The sequence below is a fragment of the Labrys monachus genome, from assembly GCF_030814655.1.
Lineage (GTDB): Bacteria > Pseudomonadota > Alphaproteobacteria > Rhizobiales > Labraceae > Labrys > Labrys monacha.
The window spans coordinates 5,034,681-5,053,451 of the sequence record NZ_JAUSVK010000001.1; the positions used below are offsets into that span (position 1 = coordinate 5,034,681).

The following is an 18,771-nucleotide window of genomic DNA, read 5'->3' on the forward strand; positions in this document are numbered from 1 at the left end:
GATTACCCTGCCAAGCCGCTCGTCAGCTACCGAACCTATCGACTATTATCCGGGTGGAACCTACCTCCACTAGAGAAACACGCCTACAGGGCGCACACGATGACAGGGCATTTATTTGATAGCCCTCGGCGCAGGGCAGCAGTTTAATAAAATGCACTGTCACTGTAACCAAGCTCCACTCCTCCAACCCGATCGAACGGCCCATCGGCGAGATCAAGCGTCGAATCGATGTCGTCGGCATCTTCCCCAACGAGAAAGCCATTCGCCGTCTCGTCGGTGCTATCTTGTTGGAACAGAACGACGAATGGGCCGTTCAGCGCGCTCGTTACATGACGCTGGAAACCATCGCTCCTTTGGGCGATGATCCCCTCGCAAGCTTGACCGCTTTGGCAAGCTGATCAACCCGCCGGCTCTGGCCGGAAATGGCGTGACGCTCGATCAGTTACACCACGCATTGGGACACTATCTACCGAGCGCCTCCACTCCTCTCTCGGCTACCGCACGCCCATTGAATTTGAAACCAACTTCGTCCTAGCCAAAACACCCTAAAATCAGAATGCATATAACCTGGCACAGAAATTAGCGTGTCTCACCTACGGGGTGCACTCCAGCACTGTCACCGTAATTTCGAAGAAATTGTTGTCCCGACCCCCACCCTTCTATTCCCTCCCCGCAAGGGGGAGGGGGCCCCAAATGTCACGCTTAACAATCTAAGGTTAACGCATATGGGACTGAGGCCTGCCGCAGCCGGACAGGGAGGAAACGGCATGAAGAAGAGCGCAGCGCCGGACGGCGAATCCCCTTCCCGGCTGATCGATGCGAGGATCGCGGACCTGGGCGACTGGAGGGGCCGCATGCTTTCCCATGTCCGCGCCCTCATCAGGCAGGCCGACCCCGACGTGGTCGAGGAGTGGAAATGGCGAGGCGTTCCCGTGTGGTCTCACCATGGGCTGATCTGCACCGGCGAGACCTATAAGGGCGTGGTGAAGCTGACCTTCGCCAAGGGCGCCTCGCTCGAAGATCCCTCAGGCCTGTTCAATGCCAGCCTCGAGGGCAATGCCCGGCGCGCCATCGATCTCCACGAGGGTGACGACATCGATGAGGCCGCCTTTAAGGCGCTCATTCGCGCCGCGGTCACCCTGAACGGCTCGTCGGCCCGAAAGGCGAAATGACCGGCGCGCCGCCGCCCTACCCCTGCGCAGCTTCCCCGAGCCGGCGTCCGAGGAAGATCGTGCCGTCCACGGGCGTGTCGTAATAGGGCGGGATCGGTGCGAAGCCTGCCGCCGTATAGAGCGCGATCGCGCCGGTCATCGTCGGCAGCGTGTCCAGGTGCATGTCGCGATAGCCGATGCGCAGCGCCTGCGCGATGACGGCCTCGACGAGCGCCCTGCCGAGGCCGAGGCCGCGCGCCTGCGGGAGGACATAGAGCCGTTTCACCTCGCAGCAGCCTTCGGAATAACGGTGACCTGTCACCGTTATTCCAACATCTCGCTCCTGGCCGCAAAGAACGGACGGAGAAAGGAACGTGACTCCACCAACGCCCGTCGCATCCTCCTGCGGCGCGAGGACGTCATGGGGTCGGCCGCGTCAGCATAAATGGTAGCCTGTGGATAGTGGGGAGAATCAAAATTCCTCCCATATAATGCAGTGGATTGGGCTCGAATCAGGAGCAGGCAGACTTGACGGCGGAGCACGAATAGACAGGTCTGCTGCAAACGGGTCTAGACCGTTTTCTACAGATCTGTAAAATCTGGCAAATTTCCCTGACTCTTGACCTGCATAATTAAGCGCGTAAAAGAGTTCTTAATGAAAGCCACTCGGCCCCTGTCAAGGGGCTATTAAGCGAAAACGCACCGAGTGAGTTGGTCGGGGAGGACAACGGGCGAAACTCTAACGGGTTGTTAACCGTTGAAGAGCTGAATGGACACCATCCGTTCGTAGACCCCTCGTCCACATGACTGTTTCGCGCCGATAGGCGCAAAAAGCAAACCGCCGCCCCTTGTGGGGACGGCGGCGACTTGGGTGGGAGCCAGTTTTGCCGACGGGTACTCCACACACCATGCTTGGGGCCTGCCTGCTCTTACGAGCGCGGCAGGCTCCGACAGTGGGAACGAACATGTTCCCATTTTCCAAACCGGAACCTGTCGTATTCACGAACGGATACCGGCATTGGCCACGCACAGACAGCCATGGTTGGCTCCCTTGAAACGTAGCGGGGGTAAGCCCGCGCTCCTTCGGCGACTTGCTCGGCCCGAAGCTCGTTCCAAAAATGGGCGAGCATGAGCGCCGCGAATCAGAGCCAGACATCTCCTTAGCCCGACATTACCAGACGCAAGACGATTCCACAGGGACATAGTGGTTTATCTCCACCGTCCTCCGCAGGTTTTTTTGTAATATCGCGCCAGTTGGCAAAAATATATGCGTCCCACGCACAGCGCATGAACGCAGTAGCGTGCATCGGCGACGGCGGCGCCGCTCCGGGAATACAGATTACGCGGTAAGGTTACCCTACCGTGCATCCGCCACAGTGAACAATGTTGCCTTAAACAAAGTCCTTGTGTCACGCTGGGGTCATTGAAAAAGACCGGACGCCCGAGTGATTACCTTCCAGAGTACGCCGGACAGGCGGTAGAGTCGAGGAAGGGCGCGGTAGCTTGAGCCATTCGGCAACGCCCCGTTTCCCTTCCCCGCTCATCAAACCGGACGTGCGGATTTCCCGCATCCGGCTTTCCGGGTGGCTTCATTGTAAGGCCCACGACGGGACACAGGATGCACGCGTCTGAGCTGGCGCACACCGAGTTCGGCGAAGATGGTGCTTCGCGAGAACGCTGATGTGCCGCTGTTTTGCTCCTTGTGTCGTTTGGCGAGGAAGTGCCTCACGCGGTCAACGACATGATGATCGGCCGCCTGATACGTCAGCGACAGCGAGCCATAGCCGAAGTAGGCCGACCAGCCAGCCAGAAGGCTGTTCAGTCGATCCCGCACGTCGGGCCATGATCCCTTGTTGCCGGGCACCAGCAGATCGCTCACCTTGCCTTTCAACCGTTGCAGGCTCCTGGCGGACGGACTGGCGCCGAGATAAAGGCGGCCATCCTTGCTATGACGATGCGGACCGAACGTGTAGCCGAGGAAGTCGAAGCGCTCGGTTCGAGCTTCCTTCACCGAGGTTTTCGCCTCGTTGATCGTCAGCCCGAGCCTTGTCATCACCGCCTTCGTCCACGCCAGCGCCTCTGCCGCGTGGCCGCGGCTGAGGATGACGAAGTCGTCGGCGTAGTTGACGACATGCGCCCTGAACGCCTCGCCGCAAGCAGCAAGACGCCAGTGCTTCAGGAACCGGTTCATGTAGAGGTTGGCCAGCAACGGGCTGACGACACCACCCTGCGGCGTGCCGAGCCGGTTGCGCTTGCCACCCATCCTGCGCCGGGTTCCATCCTCGCCTTGTTCCTCGACCGGCACTTTGAGCCACATCCGGATCAGATGCAGCACATGCCGGTCACAGGTACGACGAGATACCGACTTCATCAGTTCAGGGTGCGGGATCGTATCGAAGTACTTCGACAAATCCGCATCCACCACATCCGTATACCCTCCAAGCAAGTGCTGGTGCACCTGCCGGATCGCCTCGGCGGCGCCCTGCTGGGGACGATAGCCGTAAGCAGTCCTTTCCAGGTCCGCTTCGAAGATCGGCTCGAGCACAAGCTTGGCGGCGGTCTGAACAACCCGGTCCCGTATCGTCGGGATGCCGAGCGGGCGTTCACCGCCTCCCGGCTTGGGGATGATCACCCGCCGTACAGCCTGCGGCCGATACGTCTTCGAAGCGAGGTCCTTACCCAATGCCGCCAGCCAGTTCTCGACACCGCCCGCCTCGATCTGCGCAAAGCTCATCCCGTCAACACCCGATGCACCCCCATTCTCACGGGCACGCAACCAGGCATGGTGCAGGATGTCTTCACGGTAGATCTTGTCGTACAGTGCATAGAAGCGGAAGGCAGGCTCCGCCTTCGCCTTGCAATACAGCTTTCTTTGAAGAATCCGGATCCGTTCGGGCGTTGCTAGACGCATCGTCAATCGCCTCCACCTCATCTTTGCCGAAAGCACACCACAAGTCAGGGGCCTTCCCTCCACCGGCATTACCCGGTCTCGACAGTACTACGCCCCTGTCCGACTCCCGCCCGATGCCGCTGTCCTGAATGACAGCGTTGAGGACGCGACCCCCGCACCAAACGGGTCTCCCCCGATTACGCCCACCACCTTGCCGGCGTGCCGTGCCCACTACCCCGGTGAACCGGACGGGTGCAGATGTCGATTGCTTCCCCCTCCGCGCGGCCTTCCCCGGTAATCCGGCGGGTCGGCGCTCACATCTCGACTTTCGAGGCCTGCTCAGGCTTTACTCACATTACGGCCCACCGGCTCGCTCAACCGCCCAGGGCGGCCTTTGTCACGAGGCTCCGGCCCGCCCAATTACCCGGACAAGCCGCTCGTCTGCTACCGGATCAATCGACAACTGTCCGGGTGGAATCTTCCTCCACTGGTGATGTACACCGTCGGGGCGCACGAATTGCGGTGACAGTGCTGGAGTGCACCTTATTCGGTTACAGTCCATGACCGATTGGACAAATAGAGTCCGTTGTCACCGTTATTGAAGTCCAGGAACAGCTCGCCCGCCGGCGCGGCATATTTGCCCGGCAGGCCCGCCAGTTCGGCGGCGAAGTCCTGATAGGCCAGATCGACGTCCAGCGAGGCGGCATAGGCGCTGAAGAGCCGGGCGGCCGCCTGGAGATCGTCCGGCGTCCGCGCAGGCGCGATGGGGAAGCAGGCGTTCGACATGCCCCGACCATGGCGTCGGCGCGCCGCCTTTGCAATCGCGGGGAACGGCCGCCTCAGGCCGGAGCGGCGGGCGCGGCCAGCGAGGCCTCGATGATGCCGGCGACGGCCTTCGCCGCCATCGTTCTCGGCCAGACGAGATGGAAGCCGATGCGGGGCGCGCCGGGCAGCGGGCGATGGCCGATCTTGTGCCCGAGCGAGGCGATCGAATCGAGGGGCAGCACCGTCAGGCAGCCATGGTCGAGCACGAGGTTGACGATGATCGGAAGGGCGTCGATCTCGAAGATCGGGCCGGCGGCGGCTTCGCCTCGTTCCGTAAGGGGATCGAGGATCTCGCGGATGCGCTGGCGCAGGCCGCTGCGCAGGCTCGGCACGGCGATCGGCCGGGCGGCGAGCAGGGCCTGCAGCGGCGTGCCGGTGCCGACGACGTCCCGCGGGCCGACGAGGACGAGCTCGGAGGAGAACAGCTCCCGGCTCTCGAAGCGCCTGTGCCGCATCGGCGCATCGGTGAGGGCCGCGTCGAAGCGGCCCGCGAGCAGGCCGGCCATCAGCTCCTCGGCCGTGGTGCTGCTGACGAGCAGGTCCTGGCCGGCCCGCTGGCGCCGCCAGTCCGAGACGAGGGTGGCGAGGCGGGCGGCCAGGCGGCTCTCATGGCCGATCGGGGCGACGGTGCCGAAGGCCACGCTGCGCCTGTCCCGCGCGAAGCGGCGCCCGGCCGGCGCCGTGAGGGCCGCCATCGCCTCGACCAGCAGCTGCGCCGCCGCCTCGACCTTGAGGCCGGCCGGCGTCGGCTCGCAGCCCTCGCTTGTGCGCCGCAGCAGGGAAGAGCCGAACGCCGCCTCCAGGCGGGACATCTGCCGCGACAGATGCGGCTGGCCGAGCCCGAGGGTGCGCGCCGCCCGGCGGATGCTGCCGGCCTTCGCCACCGCGCCGAAGCGGGCGAGCGCCGGGAGGGGAACGGCATCGCGGGCGGCCCAGCCCAGCGCGTCGGCCGGCGGCGCTCCGCCGGCGGCGGCCAGGGCGACGAGGCCGGCGAGGAGGCCGGGCGAGGCGCGCAGGAGCGTCTCGCCGGCGAGGGTGAGGGTCAGGCCGCCCTCGGCGCGGTGGGCCAGTGTCATCGCCACCGCCGCCTCGAAGCGTTCCAGGGCGTCGGCGACGGTCGAGGGGGCGCAGCCAAGCAGCCGGCCGGCGCCGCGCACCGACCCTTCCTGCAGGACGGCGAGGGCCATGGCGATGGTGGCGGTGTTCATGATCGTCCTGCCGCAGGCGGGGCGGAAGCATCGGCTGTCCGGTTTTTGACATATACCGCCGGCCGGGCGCCGGCAATAGACTGGCCGCCTGTCGGCTCCGGAGCGAAGGGAACAGCGGCGATGGGAGATTTCGACCTCGTCCTTCAAGGCACCATCGTCCTGCCGTCCCGCGTCGTCGAGGGCGGCTTCGTCGCGGTGTCCGGCGGCAAGGTGGCGCTCGTCGGCGAGGGCGATCCGCCCGCGGCGCGCGAAAGCCACCGGCTCGGCCGGGCCCTGATCCTGCCGGGGGCGATCGACGCCCAGGTCCATTCGCTGTCGCAGCGCGGCCAGGAGGATTTCCAGTGGTCGACCCGCTCGGCCGCCGCCGGCGGGGTCACCACCATCGTCGACATGCCCTATGACGAGGGGCAGGTGGTGTCGTCCGGGGCGGCGGTGGCGGCGAAGGCGAGCCATGGCGAAGCGACCGCCCGCGTGGATTTCGCGCTGTACGGCACGGTCGATCCCGCCGAGGGCGCGGCGCGCATCGGCGAAATGGTCGAGGCGGGCGTCTCTTCGTTCAAATTCTCGACCTTCGGCACCCATCCGACCCGCTTTCCCCGCATTCCCCCGCCTTTGATGATGGATTGCTTCGCCGCCATCGCGCCGCACGGCCTCGCCGCCGGCGTCCACAACGAGGACCACGAGACGGTGGAGGCCTATACGGCCCGCACGCGGGCGGCCGGCATCACCGACTGGCGGGCGCACGGCCTGTCACGGCCGCCGATCGCCGAGCTGCTCGCCATGCTCGCGATCTACGAGATCGGCGCCGCCACCGGCTGCCCCGCCCATGTGGTGCATTGCTCGCTTTCACGCGGCTACGACATCGCCGCCGCCTACCGCGCCCAGGGCTTCGCCGCCACCATCGAGGCCTGCATCCATTATCTCGTGCTCGACGAGGAGAACGATGTCCGCCGCCTTGGCGGCAAGGCCAAGATCAATCCGCCGCTCCGCCCGCGCGCCGAGGTCGAGGGCCTGTGGCGCCAGGTGGCCGCCGGCAATGTCACGCTGGTCTCGACCGATCACGTCAGCTGGTCGGAGGACCGCAAGACCGATCCCGACATGCTCGCCAACGCCTCGGGCGTGCCGGGGCTCGAGGTGATGGTGCCGCTCTTCGTCGCCGGGGCGCTCGCCCGCGGCATCCCGCTGACGGCGGCGGCGCGCCTGATGGCGGAAAATCCGGCCCGGCATTTCCGCATCGACGCCAGCAAGGGCGCGCTGACGCCGGGGCGCGATGCCGACATCGCCGTGCTGACGCCGGAGCCCCGGATCTACGACGCGGCGGCGAGCGGCCACAACGTCGTCGGCTGGAGCCCCTATAACGGCCTCGAAATACCCTGGCGCGTCAGCGCGACCTATCTGCGCGGCGAACGCGTCTTCGACGGCACGGCGGTGACGGCGGAGCCCGGCCATGGCCGCTTCGTCCGCCCGCCGCGGGCCGGCGCGGCGGCATGAGTACGGCTCGCCCCCTCGTCGCGTTCGGCGAGGCGCCGCTGACGCTGCGCGACGTCACGGCGATCGCCCGCCGCGAGGCCGATATCGGCCTTTCCGAGGCCGGACGCGACGCGGTCGTCCGCGCCCGCGCCGTGGTCGACCGGCTGGTCGACGAGGCGATCCCCGCCTACGGCATCACCACCGGCGTCGGCAGCCAGAAGGATTTCGGCGTCAGCCGCGAGGCGATCGCCCGCTACAACGAGCTGATGATCACCGCCCATGCCACCATGGCGCCGGGCGCGAACGCCTCGCCGGCGGTGGTGCGCGCCGCGCTGGCGATCCAGCTCTCGCTGTTCGCCCGGGGGCGCTCGGGCGTCCGGCTGGAGCTGGTGGAAAGCCTGCTCGCCCGCCTGCAGGCCGACGACCTGCCGGCCGCCCGGCTCGGCTCCTCGGTCGGGGCGTCCGACATCGTGGCGATGAGCCAGCTCGCCCTTCCCCTCATCGGGCGGGACGGTGTGGCGCCGGGCGGCGGCGGCCCCGCCCCCCTGCCGGGCCTGGCGGCCAAGGAGGCGATCTCCCTCCTCAATTCCAACAGCCTGATGCTGGCGCAGGCCGCGCTGGCGCTGGCCGAGGTCCGCGCCCTCCTCGACGCGGCGACGCTGGCGGGCGCCCTGTCGATGGAGGGGTTCCGCGGCAATCTGCGCTCCTGGCGCCGCGAGGTCGACGAGGCCCGCGGCCAGCCGGGACAGTCGCGCAGCGGCGAGGCGCTGCGCCGGGCGCTGGCCGGAAGCCGGCTGTGGCAGGCCGGCGAGGCCCGCTTCCTGCAGGATCCGCTCAGCTTCCGCTGCATCCCGCAGATCCACGGCGCGGCCGAGGCCGCCTGGGACTTCGCCCATGCGATCTTCGAGACGGAACTCTCCGCCGCCTGCGACAATCCCCTGATCGACACCGCTTCCGGCGCCTTCATCTCCCACGGCAATATGGAGACCACGGCCTGCTGCCTCGCCATGGACATGCTGCGCCAGGCGCTCGCCAAGGTGATCGAGGCCTCCGGCCAGCGCATCCACAAGATCCAGTGGCCCGGCTTCACCGGCCTGCCGACCAGCCTGGCGGCCGAGCCGGGCGCCATCGGCGGCGTGCAGTTCCTCAATCTCGGCCATCTCGCCGGCGCCAATGTCGGCGCCGTGCGCCAGGCCGCCCATCCGGCGCTCCTCAACTATTCCGGCCAGCTCGACGACGGCGTCGAGGACGTCGCCGGCAATGCGCCGCAATCGGTGGCCGAGACCGTGCGCTCGCTGGTGCCGGCCTGGAACGTCGTCACCATCGAGATCGCCTGCGCCGTCTGGGCCATCCATCGCCGCGGCCTGGCGGCGGCCGATCTCGGCGAGGGCGTGCGGCCGCTGGCCGAGGGCATGCTGGCACTGCTGCCGATCGGCACGGAAGGCCGCCGGATCTTCGATCTCGGCCCGCTGGTCGAGCTGGTGCGGGCGACGTCCGGATCCCGCGGCGAGGAGGCGTGACGGCGATGCAGGACCAGAGCTTCAGAACCATGCTCGCGCGTCTCGACGCCTGCGGCGACCTGCACACCGTCCGCCGGACGGTCGATCCGCGCTTCGAGCTCGGCGCGGTGATGTCGCTGCGCCGGCACGGGCCGGCCCAGCTCTTCGCCTCCGTCGCCGGCCATGCCATGCGCATCGCCGGCAATGTCATGAATGCGCGGGAGCGCGTCGCCCGGCTGCTCGGGACGGACAAGGCCGCCCTGCCCGGCCGCCTCCTGGCAGCGCTGGCCTCGCCGGTCCCGCCCGTCCTCGTCGAGGCCGCGCCGGTCCAGGCCGTCGTCCACCGCGCGCCGCTCGACCTCGCCTGCCTCCTGCCGGTGCCGACCTGGTTCGAGCACGAGACCGGCCCCTACATCACCGCCGGGGTGATCGTCGCCAAGGATCCGGAGACCGGGCGGCGCAACGTCTCGATCGCCCGGCTGCGGCTCGACGGCGGCGGGCGCGTCATGGTCGGCATCGCCAGGAATCATCACCTCAATGTGCTGGCCGAGAAGGCGCGGGCGCAGGGCGAGAGCCTGCCGATCGCCGTCGCCATCGGCAACCACGCCGCCGTGCTGCTCGGCTCGCAGATGTATCTCGGCCTCGGCGACGACGAATACGACATCGCCGGCGCCCTGCTCGGCGAACCCCTGCAGCTGGTCCGCTGCCTGACGGTGCCGCTGGAGGTGCCCGCCGGCGCGGAGATCGTGCTGGAAGGCGCCATCGACGCCGCGGACCTCGTCGCCGAGGGTTCCGTCTCCGAGTTCCACGGCTTCTATGTCGATTACGGGCCGGGGACGGGCGGCACCATCGGCTGCGTCACCCATCGCCCCGATGCGGTCTACCAGGCGATCCTGCCGGGCTATGCGCCCGAACATTGCCTGCTCGGCGCCCTCGCCATCGAGGCGGTGTGCTGCGCGGCGCTGCAGCGCGTCATCCCCGCGGTGCGCCGCGTGTTCGTCACCGATGGCGGCATGGGGCGCCTGCATGCGGTGATCGCCATGCACCGCCCGCGCCTCGGCGAGGGCAAGCGCGCCGTCATCCTCGCCATGGGCCAGATCAACCTCCTCAAGCTGGTGATCGTCGTCGAGGACGACATCGACCCGGAGGACGCCACGCAGGTCGAATGGTCGCTCGCCGCCCGCTTCCGCGGCGACGAGGACCTCGTCGTCCTGCCCGGCCTGAAGGCCGACCGCTGCGACCCCGTGCACGAGAACCTCACAGTCACCAAGATCGGCCTCGTCGCCTGCACCCGCCCGGGCGACGGCGAGCGCGGCAGCCGCTCGGAATTCGCGACGGCCCCGGCGGAGGTGCTGGCGCGGGTCAGGGCGCAGCTCGGGGACTATTGAGGGGGCAGGACGAGGCCCCGGCGATGCCGCGCAGGGCGAGAGGGCGGCCACCGCGCTATTCCAGACAATCCGCCTCCGGCAATGCCGGGGCGGCAAATTCAGATTGCCAGCACGCGATTTTTTGGGTCGGACGCTGAGATGTCCCTTCCTCCCCCATCATGCGGCAGCCCTCCGCCGGGGTACTGAGAAAAGCGACGGACGAGTCGGGCGATGCGAATTGAAAAAAACGATAGTGGTGGGTTGGCTTCAACAGTCTACATCAGAAGATCTTTTGCCTCGTACATTCGGATCTCCCACGGTTATCTCCCGATACTCATATGCTTTATATCCTCGATGCTGTTCTGAGAGATCTCCAATCTCATCGAATCGGCACAAATGAGGCATGAAAAATAAAAATACGAACTTACTTAGAGAAACTAATACCCATTGTACTTACAATTAACTGTTGCGCCGGAATTTTCATATCGGGAAAAATGACCAGAGTGACCGGTATAACGAAGGTCGTCATATCTTGGGCTGACAAAAATATGTCTCTCTTCCCATGCGCGTGACATCAAAATGGTTTATACTGTCCCGGCTGACAAAAAAGCGGGGTGGGGCAATTATGATAAATATTTTTACTCTTTCTCATGCGATGTTACATCCATTCTCGACAGAAGGAAAAATTGATCCTTTTGAATTTAAGAAAATTCCTAAATGGCATCCGTATAGATCGATATGGACGCTGCATAGTAGAGTTTTAGAACGAAATTCTCGAACATTTCCGTTTAAATTCGATGAGTCTGCACTTCGTAGTAGTAGACATAGAAGATACGATAGAGGAGAATCTCTTGTTGATACTGCTGTAACGGCACATCAACTCGAACTTTTACAATTGTCGGTTTTATCATCGGCAAACGTGGACGGGTATATTGTCGAAATTGGAAGCTATAGAGGCGTAACGACGGCTCACCTCGCAAGTGAAACCTCGAAGACGATTTATGCAGTTGACCCGTTTATGGGATATGGGGGAGCGGACGAAGACTACAATATTTTTGAGAGGAATACGCGAAATATCTCCAATATAAATCATATCCGTTTGCCGTCTGGCTCTGCTGCGGTTGATTTCAAAGGAGATATTTCGTTACTTTTTATTGATGCTGTCCATGATTTCAGCAATTCTTGGTTTGATTTCTGCGCATGGTCTCCAAAGGTCGCGGCAAACGGCTTCATCGCGATGCACGACGTGGACGATTTTCCTGGCGTGGGGAAAACATGTCAATTAATTAATAGCCTTCCCGCGTATTCAATCTGGGCTTACGCACCGAATATCGTTATATTTCAAAAATCATGATATATATTGACTGCGATTTCTGTCATATAGGAATTTTAACTTATATTTTTTAAGTATAGATGCAGCACACCTCAGCCGCAAAGCTCGATGTCCGCTGCCGTTGTCAGCTCCCGCATTTTCTCCCCCGGCGCCGGTACCGGATCCGTCGATCGGAAGTTCAGGCCGCGCGGCGGCGTTGGCCGCGCGCGCCTGGCTGACATCATCGGCGGTCCTGCACAGGTTTTCGCCGGGCAGGCCATCATTGTCGCGGTCGAGATTGGATGCGCTGCAATAATCGAAGCGCCAGACCGCTTCCCGGCAATTGCCCATCTGCTTGCAGCCGCGCTGTGTGCACGAAAGATCCTGGGCTGCCGCCGAAAACGTCAGAGCGATGGAAGCGCCGATACCGATCAAGAGCCGCATCGAACACACCTCCCTATCGCAATCGAAGCCAACGACCGGCGTGGAAACAATCTTGCCAGCGCTATGAATTCACGGCCTGCCTCCGGAGGACAAGCCTGGACCATCTGTTATAAGGCGGCATGCACCGTTCTCTTCGATGGCCCCGACGCCGCCGGGCTGCCGGGACGAGTCCGACAATGACAAATCTCGAACCGCCGCCGGCAGAAGCGGCCTGTCTCGGCGCCTATGGATCTTCTGACTGCCATTAGGGCCAATCAGTCGGACCAGCGTTCTCGCTTGTCATGTATCATTTCCTGATACTTAATCATTGTCATCCGTATCAATGGATGATACATTTTTCATCCTCGCGGGGGTGGCATGATCCGGTCGTTCAGGGGCAAGTGGGCAGAGTCGATCTTCAACCGGCAAGTGCCGAAGGGCTTCCCCGCCGACATCGCGATGGTCGCTAGGCGCAAGCTGGAAGCCGTCAATGCCGCCCATGTCCTGGGAGACCTGCGCAGCCCGCCGGGCAATCGCCTTGAAGAGTTGAAACGGGACCGCAGGGGTCAGCACTCAATCCGGATCAACGACCAGTTCCGAATTTGCTTCCGCTGGTCGGATGATGGCGTCGATGACGTCGAAATCGTCGATTATCATGAAGGTTGATGTCATGACCGAGATCGTTGCAACCTTGCCGCCGATGCACCCCGGCGAGATGCTGCGCGAGGAGTTCCTGGTGCCGCTGGGCCTGACCGCCGGCAAGGTCGCCGCCGCGGCCGGTGTGCCGCGCACCCGCATCGAGCGTCTCGCGAAGGAAGAGACCGGCATCACCGCCGATACGGCCCTGCGGCTCGGCAAGGTGCTCGGCACCTCGCCGGAGTTCTGGCTCACCCTGCAGGCCCGTTATGACCTGCTCACGGCGCGAGCGGCGGCGGGCCGGGCGATCGACGAACTGAAGTCGCTGCGCGCCGCTTGATCGGCTTGAGACAGTCGAAAGGAGGGGAGCCGGCATTCGGCCATGGGGGTGACGCTATGCACACGGAGCGCATTCATTGAATAGGTAAACGATGACAGAATTAAATGCATGATCGGCGTTATTCCCTGTCATTGTTATTCCGCGCGTATGGATGGGATCGGTCGCTCCGCTCAGCTTTGCACGGTGTCGCCGGGCGAGGCCGGCAGCATGCCGTCGTGACGATTTCCCCCAGCCAGAATCTGTTTCAGCATATGGAGGTGCGCCTCGAGAAACCGGGCGGGCTCGATCGGATCGAGACGATCGAAAAGCATGTGCCAGACGAGCGCCATGACCATGGGGCCGATCAGTGCCTCCGGCGTCGCGCTCAAGGGGGATGGCGTCAGTTCGCCGCGCGCAATGCCGCGCTCGATGGCCCGATGGAGAATGTCGCGGCCCTTGCTCACGAGAAGCCGATGGTAGAGTTCCGAGATTGCCGGAAAGCGCCGCCCCTCGCAAATGATGATCCGAGCCAGGAGTTCGACCTCCGGGGTAAACAAGGTCGTATAGAGCCGCTCGATCAACAGGGCGAGAAGATCCAGGGTCGAGCCGTCATAGGTCTCGACGATCTGCGGCAATGCCTCGAAGGCGGGGGCGACGCCCGATGACAAAGCCGCTTCGAAGAGCGCCTCCTTGCTTTCAAAATAGCGGTAGATCGTGCCTTTGACGATGCCCGCTCGGGCTGCGACGTCTTCCAGACGAGCCGCCTCGAAGCCATGTTCGGCAAATTCGGCCACCCCCGCAGCGATGATTTCCTGCGGTCGTGCCTCCTTGCGCCGTCGCCGGCCGGCCGCCCGGGATGCCCCCTCGCCCATCGATTCAATGCCTCCCCCGGATTGCGCCGCGCCCTCGCCCTTCCGTGCATCGGGATCGGGTGCCTGCAACATTTAATGACTTTTAGGTTGCTAACTTATTGACGAGACCCGCGATCACCTAGATAATGACCTTAAGGTCATTAATTTAAGGACGCATGCGAGGTGGGTGATATGTCCGTCGAAGGAACCTACAAAATCACGGTCAAGACACCGCTCGGACCGCAGGAAGCGCAATTGACACTCCGCTCCGAAGGCTCGGCGCTTTCCGGCTCCATCGAGAACGTCAAAGGGCGCTCGGACTTCTCCGGCGGCAGTGTCGATGGAAACGAATTCCGCTTTCCGGCCCGTATCAGCACGCCGATCGGACGCATCCACGCCGATATCGCAGGAAGGGTCGAGGACGATCGATTGATCGCCTCGGCGAAACTGCCGCTCGGGACAGCGAAAATCGAAGGCGTGCGGATATGACCGCCGAGAAAGGAAAAACCATGTCTGCTGTCGTCCCGACCTATTCGTTCCTCGAACGCGATCGGCGATGGTCGCTCGCCAACGAACTGATGGAAGCACGCAGTCTCGACGCGTTGCTCGTCTATGGCGACCGAGAGGGCGCGTTTCCCGCCTTCTATGCGCCGGACACATGGCTCACCAATGAGCGTCCCGGCTCGATCGTCGTCTTTCCGAAGGGCGAGGAACCGATCGCCATCGTGTTTCTGACGACCGTCATCGAGGATCACATCCAGGCGGCGGCGACAGGCTACAGAAGCTGGATCAGGCCCGAGAACATCTATGCCGGAAAAATGGGCACGAACGTCGTCGAGATCATCGAGGATCACGGCCTCGACAAGTGCAAAATCGGCGTCGTCGGCCTGGAGCCTTATCCGCCCTATTATTTCGATGGCGTCGTGCCATACAACACCTGGAAGTCGATCGTCGAGGATCTGCCGGACGCGTGTTTCGAGATGGTCGGCAGCGACTTCTTCGCCCGCATGGCCGCCAAGAGCGCCGAGGAGATCGCCGTCCTGAAATGGTCGGCGGGCGTCGGCGAGAAAATATGCGCGGCGATGCGCGATGCGACCCGCCCGGGCGTGGGAGAGCATGAAATCTATGCGGCGGCCCTCGACACCGCCGCGCGCAATGTCGGCTATTGCGGGCAGATCCTGCTCGGTTCAGGCCTGGAGTTCGTCGGATGGGGGCAACCGGCCTGGCTCTACCGGCCGCAGACGCCGCGAACCATCATGGAGGGCGATGTCGTCCTGTCGGAAGTCTTCTCTTCATTCGGCATGCTTGAAACCCAGCACCAGCCGGCTATCGCCGTCGGCAATGTCCACGCCGACTTCCACGATGCCGCAGCCTTGGCGCGGGCTTCGTATGAGGCAGGCGTCAAGGCGCTCAAGGCCGGAACGGTCTTCTCCGATGTCGTCGAGGCGATGCGGGCGCCGATGCGCGATCGAGGCTGCTGGCAGGTCCATCCCCTCGTCCATTCGCTGACACCCTATACGATGATCGGAGCTGGCGAACGGCTCGCCGACCTGCCTGAGATGGCCCATTACGGCAAAGTGCTTCCGTTCCCGTCGATGGGCACCGACCGGGTGCTCGAAGCCGGAACGGTGTTTGCACTCGAACCGAATTGCGGCATCGGCCGGCGCATGATCAATCTCGGCGGGACCGTCATCGTCGGCGAGAACGGTGGCATCGAACTCAACAGCAATTCGACCCGATTAATGCATGCCTAGTGGTGGGGAAAGGGGATGAGACGCCGGCACCGGAAACGCGGCCGCATAGCGCACCCGCCCCGGCGCCGATCTCCTCCGTCACCGATAGTCCCGACTGCCGACCGGAGCGCCGGGCACTCCGGCCGTCCGCGGCCCGCCGCGCGTTCACCCCGTCTTCTTCATCGCCGCGATGATATCGGCCATCAAAGCCAGATCCCGGCGGGAATCGGGCAGATCGGTCGCCGGCCTGGTCCCCTCGTGGATATGGCGGTGGAAAATCGCCAATTCGTTGGAGAAGGCGTCGGCATAGAGCGGGCCGTAGGTCCGGGTCGTCGGTCCGCCGTCGCCCGCCTCGGTCACTTCGAGCCGTGTCGGCAGGCTGCGGATATAGGGCGTGTCGTAGATGATGCGCACGCGCCGGGTGTTGGACCGGACCTCGATCATGGCGTCGAACAGGCCGAGATCGTCGACGACGGCATCGTAGTTGGCGGCGAAATGCCCGTAGTCGAAGACGACGCTGGTGTTGGCGCCGCCATGGGTGCGGTGGGCCGCCGCCACGCGCGCCGGCTCGCCCAGCAGGCCGCGCATCGCGGAGATGTGGTGGGAGCTCAGCGCCGTCAAGCCGCGATAGGCCCGCACGAGATCGGCCGGCGCATCGGCGCCCACCACCTCGCGGATCAGCCTTTCGCGCTCCCGGGCGCCCTCAGCCAGCACGGCGGGGTCGATGTCGGAGGGGTAGAGGATCGCCTGGCTCTTCTGGAGGAAATGCCGTCCTTCCGATATCAGGTCGAAGATGCGGACATGGGTGATGTCCTGGAAAGCCGGCAGCTCCGCCTTTGCCGCCAGATAGGCCGGGGCGTAGCGCCGCATATAGCCGACGAAGATCGTCTTCGGATAGGTCTGCGTCGCGGCGATGAGCTCGTCGATCTCCCGGACCGTGAGGCAGGCCGGCTTTTCCAGCAGGATATGCTTTTCGGCCCGGACCGCGGCATGCACGAAACGGGCATGGGTGTCGTCGGACGACAATACGAAGACGGCATCGATATCCGGCGAGGCGATCAGCGCTTCCGCGGACGAAAAGGCCGCGGCGGTGGGATAGCGCGCGCGGCACATCGCCACCAGGCTCGGCGATACATCGTAGACGCCGGCGATTTCCCAGCGGTCGCGCTGGTCGCTGAGGACGGGCAGATGGATCGACTGGGCCACTTCGCCGAGGCCCAGAAGGCCGACACGGATCACGGACATTGCAAGCTCCTCGCGGCCGATGCCGCGACACCCGGCAGGACGGCCGCCTGAAAGATATCGATATCGTCTATTCGGCGGCGCCGGTGACGAGCGCGACCAGTTCGTTGCCGGTCGTCTCGGCGGACCGGACCGTCGCCACCATCCGCCCTGCCCGCATCACCCATATCTGGTCGGACAGACGGCGGACCTGATCGAAATTATGGCTGACCAGGATGACGCTGACCGCCTGCTCGTGCAGGCGCCGGATCAGGGCCTCGACATTGGCGGTCTCCTGCACGCCGAGAGCGGCCGTCGGCTCGTCCATCACCACCAGCTTGGCGCCGGCGCCGACGGCGCGGCAGATCGAGATGGCCTGCCGCTGGCCGCCGGACAGGCGCCTGACGCGCTGGGTCACCGAGGGCATGTTGATCGACAGGCGCGACAGCATTTCCTGGGCCCGCTTCTTCATGGCGGGCCGGTCGAGGAAGGCGAACGGACCCAGCCGGCGCACGATCTCCCGGTTGAGGAACAGGTTCTGCGCCACGGTCAGCTCGTCGATCAGCGCCAGGTTCTGATGCACCGTTTCGATGCCGGCCCGGCGGGCGCCGTCCGGATCGGCGAAGGGCTCCGCCCGTCCGTCGAAATAGACCTGCCCGCCGTCCGGCCTGTGGACGCCGACGAGGCAGCGGATGAGGGTGGACTTGCCGGCGCCATTGTCGCCGATGACGGCGGTGACCTCGCCGCGCCGTGCGGAAAACCCGACACCGGAAAAGGCGCGCACGCCGCCGAACGACTTGCTCAGGTCCCGGCAGGCGATGATGGCGTCGGGATCGGTCGCGTCGGATGCGTGCGGCAGGATGGGAGAGACGGTCATCGCTGATACCGCATGATCAAGGCGGCGAGCACCACGATGATGCCGACGGCCAGGGGCTGGTAGAAGGCCGAGACGCTCAGCAGCGTCAGCCCGTTGACGAGCGCCGTCAGCATCAGGGCGCCGACCGCCGGCCCCAGGATGCTCGCCCGCCCGCCGAAGAGGCTGACGCCGCCCAGGACCACCGCCGCCACCGAATTGAGCAGCAGGCTCGTATTGATCGAGGGTTCGGCCGATCCGATGCGTGCGACGAGCAGAATGGCGGCGATGCCGGCGCAGAAACCGGAAATCGTATAGGCCGCGATCTTGATGCGGTCGGTGCGGATACCGAGCGACCGGGCGCTTTCGACCTGGCCGCCGACGGCCAGGAGATGCACGCCGAAGCGGGTATGGAAGAGGACGATATGGGCGCAGGCCGCAACCGCGATCGCCACCCAGACCGGATAGCCGAAGGGGCCGAAGGACCGGGAGGCCAGTTGCAGGAGGAAGGTGCTGGACACCATCGTCGGTTCGCCGCCCGACAGGATCAGGCCGAGGCCGGTGATGGCCGAGAGCGTGCCGAGCGTGACGACGAAATCGGGAATGCGGCCCAGCGTGATGATGAGCCCGTTGACGAATCCGATCGCGCTGGTGACGGCGACAGCAAGGACGCAAGCCGGCAGAATGCCCCATCCGGCGGCATAGACGCTGCCGAGGACGACGGCGCCGAAGGTGATCGAGGCGGCCATCGACAAATCGATGCCGGAGGTCGCCACGACGAAGGTCTGGCCGACGGCGATGACGATCAGGATCGCCGACGCCAGCAGCAGGGCCTGCAGGTTGGCGAGGCTGAGGAAGACCGGCTCGGTCACGCCGAAGATGACGACGAGGCCGGCGAGGCCGACGACCGACGCCCAGTCGGCCCAGAACGACACGTCGAAAAGAGCCGCCCGCCACGCGGGGCGGCTCCGGGACCCGGCGCTCGACTCGCCTCCGGGCGAAATCGATGGGTT

At 64.6% G+C, this 18,771-nt stretch carries 18 protein-coding genes and 1 pseudogene; 10 read left to right on the plus strand and 9 right to left on the minus strand.

Translation table 11 applies throughout. The features are described from left to right. Positions 1-167: 167 nt before the first annotated feature. A pseudogene (locus J3R73_RS23040) lies at positions 168-398 on the plus strand (transposase); the annotation flags it as partial. Positions 399-767: 369 nt separating this feature from the next. Then, positions 768-1,172, plus strand: a complete 405-nt coding sequence (locus tag J3R73_RS23045; RefSeq protein ID WP_307432609.1) for a DUF1801 domain-containing protein — start codon at positions 768-770, stop codon at positions 1,170-1,172. A gap of 16 nt (positions 1,173-1,188) precedes the next feature. Here J3R73_RS23045 and J3R73_RS23050 read toward each other — a convergent pair whose 3' ends face one another. The 4 genes from J3R73_RS23050 to J3R73_RS23065 form a co-directional block, all read right to left on the minus strand. Further along, complete coding sequence (locus J3R73_RS23050) at positions 1,189-1,479, minus strand: GNAT family N-acetyltransferase (RefSeq protein ID WP_370880110.1); 291 nt, start codon at positions 1,477-1,479, stop codon at positions 1,189-1,191. A 1,215-nt stretch (positions 1,480-2,694) separates the two neighbouring features. Beyond that, positions 2,695-4,062 (minus strand): group II intron reverse transcriptase/maturase, encoded by a 1,368-nt coding sequence (gene ltrA, locus J3R73_RS23055; protein WP_307424710.1) that lies wholly within the window; start codon positions 4,060-4,062, stop codon positions 2,695-2,697. A gap of 522 nt (positions 4,063-4,584) precedes the next feature. Then, entirely contained in the window at positions 4,585-4,827 is a 243-nt protein-coding gene (locus tag J3R73_RS23060; protein WP_307432615.1) for a hypothetical protein, read from the minus strand. A gap of 53 nt (positions 4,828-4,880) precedes the next feature. Further along, complete coding sequence (locus J3R73_RS23065; protein WP_307432619.1) at positions 4,881-6,074, minus strand: LysR family transcriptional regulator; 1,194 nt, start codon at positions 6,072-6,074, stop codon at positions 4,881-4,883. Between the two features lie 120 nt (positions 6,075-6,194). On the opposite strand from J3R73_RS23065, the gene ertD reads away from it, so the two are divergent. The 4 genes from ertD (at position 6,195) to J3R73_RS23085 (ending at position 11,764) form a co-directional block, all read left to right on the plus strand. Next, the gene (ertD, locus tag J3R73_RS23070; RefSeq protein ID WP_307432622.1) at positions 6,195-7,565 is read left to right on the plus strand and encodes a hydantoin-5-propionate amidohydrolase; all 1,371 of its coding nucleotides are present in this window, start codon (positions 6,195-6,197) and stop codon (positions 7,563-7,565) included. Next, positions 7,562-9,064 carry an aromatic amino acid lyase gene (locus J3R73_RS23075; protein WP_307432624.1) on the plus strand — a complete coding sequence of 501 codons (1,503 nt, stop codon included), beginning with the start codon at positions 7,562-7,564 and terminating at the stop codon, positions 9,062-9,064. Before ertD ends, J3R73_RS23075 begins: the two co-directional genes overlap by 4 nt. Positions 9,065-9,069: 5 nt before the next feature. Further along, a complete protein-coding gene (locus J3R73_RS23080; RefSeq protein WP_307437638.1) occupies positions 9,070-10,431 on the plus strand; it encodes a UbiD family decarboxylase in 1,362 nt (453 codons plus the stop codon). Positions 10,432-10,972: 541 nt separating this feature from the next. Further along, on the plus strand, positions 10,973-11,764 hold the full coding sequence (locus J3R73_RS23085) for a class I SAM-dependent methyltransferase (RefSeq protein ID WP_307432627.1): 792 nt from the start codon (positions 10,973-10,975) through the stop codon (positions 11,762-11,764). On the opposite strand, the gene J3R73_RS23090 is transcribed toward J3R73_RS23085, so the two are convergent. Then, complete coding sequence (locus tag J3R73_RS23090; RefSeq protein ID WP_307432630.1) at positions 11,759-12,166, minus strand: hypothetical protein; 408 nt, start codon at positions 12,164-12,166, stop codon at positions 11,759-11,761. The genes J3R73_RS23085 and J3R73_RS23090 overlap by 6 nt on opposite strands. A 357-nt stretch (positions 12,167-12,523) precedes the next feature. Here J3R73_RS23090 and J3R73_RS23095 point away from each other — a divergent pair, with 357 nt between their 5' ends. Both J3R73_RS23095 and J3R73_RS23100 read left to right on the plus strand, forming a co-directional pair. Next, entirely contained in the window at positions 12,524-12,811 is a 288-nt protein-coding gene (locus J3R73_RS23095) for a type II toxin-antitoxin system RelE/ParE family toxin (protein WP_307432633.1), read from the plus strand. Then, positions 12,777-13,121, plus strand: a complete 345-nt coding sequence (locus J3R73_RS23100; protein ID WP_307432636.1) for a HigA family addiction module antitoxin — start codon at positions 12,777-12,779, stop codon at positions 13,119-13,121. Before J3R73_RS23095 ends, J3R73_RS23100 begins: the two co-directional genes overlap by 35 nt. Positions 13,122-13,291: 170 nt before the next feature. Here J3R73_RS23100 and J3R73_RS23105 read toward each other — a convergent pair whose 3' ends face one another. After that, the gene (locus tag J3R73_RS23105; RefSeq protein ID WP_307432638.1) at positions 13,292-14,044 is read right to left on the minus strand and encodes a TetR/AcrR family transcriptional regulator; all 753 of its coding nucleotides are present in this window, start codon (positions 14,042-14,044) and stop codon (positions 13,292-13,294) included. Positions 14,045-14,143: 99 nt separating this feature from the next. Here J3R73_RS23105 and J3R73_RS23110 point away from each other — a divergent pair, with 99 nt between their 5' ends. Together J3R73_RS23110 and J3R73_RS23115 are read left to right on the plus strand one after the other, a co-directional pair. Further along, positions 14,144-14,440 (plus strand): hypothetical protein, encoded by a 297-nt coding sequence (locus tag J3R73_RS23110; RefSeq protein ID WP_307432641.1) that lies wholly within the window; start codon positions 14,144-14,146, stop codon positions 14,438-14,440. A gap of 20 nt (positions 14,441-14,460) precedes the next feature. Then, positions 14,461-15,705: a M24 family metallopeptidase gene (locus J3R73_RS23115; RefSeq protein WP_307432644.1), complete on the plus strand. Its 1,245-nt coding sequence runs from the start codon at positions 14,461-14,463 to the stop codon at positions 15,703-15,705. A 144-nt stretch (positions 15,706-15,849) separates the two neighbouring features. Here the strand turns inward: J3R73_RS23115 and J3R73_RS23120 are convergent, their stop codons facing one another. The 3 genes from J3R73_RS23120 to J3R73_RS23130 all read right to left on the minus strand — a co-directional run bounded on the left by J3R73_RS23120 (position 15,850) and on the right by J3R73_RS23130 (position 18,693). After that, positions 15,850-16,929, minus strand: a complete 1,080-nt coding sequence (locus J3R73_RS23120) for a Gfo/Idh/MocA family protein (RefSeq protein ID WP_307432647.1) — start codon at positions 16,927-16,929, stop codon at positions 15,850-15,852. A 67-nt stretch (positions 16,930-16,996) separates the two neighbouring features. Next, entirely contained in the window at positions 16,997-17,782 is a 786-nt protein-coding gene (locus J3R73_RS23125; protein WP_307432649.1) for an ATP-binding cassette domain-containing protein, read from the minus strand. After that, a complete protein-coding gene (locus J3R73_RS23130; protein ID WP_370879986.1) occupies positions 17,779-18,693 on the minus strand; it encodes an ABC transporter permease in 915 nt (304 codons plus the stop codon). Before J3R73_RS23130 ends, J3R73_RS23125 begins: the two co-directional genes overlap by 4 nt. Positions 18,694-18,771: the final 78 nt, after the last annotated feature.